Source organism: Neobacillus soli NBRC 102451, assembly GCF_001591665.1.
Taxonomy (GTDB): domain Bacteria; phylum Bacillota; class Bacilli; order Bacillales; family Cytobacillaceae; genus Neobacillus; species Neobacillus soli.
In genome coordinates this window covers 1-1477 of record NZ_BCVI01000123.1, presented here as the reverse complement: position 1 = coordinate 1477, position 1477 = coordinate 1, and the positions used below count along the sequence as shown (strand labels likewise).

1 protein-coding gene is annotated in these 1477 nt (G+C 37.4%); it reads right to left on the bottom strand.

Features of this window, described 5'->3' with window-relative positions:
- Nucleotides 1-39: 39 nt before the first annotated feature.
- A protein-coding gene (locus tag BSO02S_RS26755) for an IS3 family transposase (protein ID WP_235847016.1) occupies nucleotides 40-1370 on the bottom strand; the annotation gives its coding sequence in 2 pieces (ribosomal slippage) (nucleotides 40-1001 and nucleotides 1001-1370; 1332 coding nt in all).
- Between the last annotated feature and the right edge of the window lie 107 nt (nucleotides 1371-1477).

Sequence of the window (1477 nt, the reverse complement as noted above, 5' to 3'; positions counted from 1 at the left end):
TAAAGTGTACCCTTTGTAAAGGACATTTAAAAAAAAGGCTTAGGCAACGTGAAGAAGATGATTTCTGTATTGTACAGGAGTCATCTTTTTTAGGTTCCATTGATATCTAGTATGGTTATAGTGGCGGATATATTTGTCAATTTCCCGTTGAAGCTGCTCAATTGTTTTACATGCTTTTATATCAACCTCATCTTTAAGATGACCAAAAAATGATTCGATAGGAGCGTTATCCCAACAGTTCCCTCTTCTGGACATGGATTGGCGTAATCCTAGTTTTCGAACGAGTTTTTGAAAATCAGGATGCGTGTAATGAGTACCTTGATCGGAATGGATGAGGGCATCTTTAGCCTGCTTAAAGTTTCTGTTCTTCTTCAGCTTGGTTAAGGTGTTGGTGGCCAATTCCATGGTGATACGGCTTGACATATAATGTGCCAAAACTTCACCTGTAGACCCATCCTTAATGACGGATAAATAGGCTCGCTGTCCACTGTGATAGTTCAGGTAAGTGATGTCTGTAAGAAGTACTTTGCCAGGCGTCTCCTGCTTAAATTGACGGTTTAGTAAGTTCGGAGCGACTCGATGTTCCTGAGTAGCTTTCATCATTCTCCGGTAAGGATTTGCTTTCCTAATTGGGCAAACGATATCATATTTTTTCATGATTCTACGAATTTTTTTCAAATTGAAGACACACTGAAATTGACCCGCCAACGTCATTTTGATTTGACGTGCCCCTTTCTTACGACCCTTAAAGTGAAAAGCCTTTAAGATTATGGCCTTTGCCTCTTCATCTTTCATTTCTTGGTATTTCCGTCTTTCTTCTGACTTAGCTGAGAAGTAATTGTAGTAACCACTTCTTGACACACCGGCAACCTCACAGAGGAATTTCACCATGTGTTTCAAGTTATATTTTTCAATAACTTCACGAATAAGAATGTACTTCTGACTAACAGGAATCTTTACCTTTTCAGCCCCCTTTCTAACATACGAATCTTTTTTAAGAGTTCATTCTCTGCTTTTATAAGATTCATCTGAGCTTCTAATCTTGCATATTTCTCCTCAATTGTTAGTTCTTTTAATCGTGGCCTTCCAGAACTATCTTTTCTGGTGTCTTTCAGCCCCATTACGCCATCAGCTTTATAAGCAGCTCTCCAACGTTCGGAAGCAGATTTAATTCTTTGCATTCCAATGATTTCAACGTCAAAACCTGCTTCTTCAAAGATCTGCCTTGAAAACTTCCCCTTACCAAATTCTGAAACAAAATGTTGTTTAAACTCATCAGAATAAGTGATTCCTTTTGAACTAACAGATTTAACATAGGTGTTTTTAGATAACATTACGATTTCTTTGTCTGTAAAAGCCTTTTTACTCATGATTTCTCCGTCTCCAGTATGTCTCTAGTTGTGTTATTAAATTATACAAAAAAAGTACCCTATAGAAAGCACTTTTTTAAAGTGTCTACTCTATAGGGTACATTTTA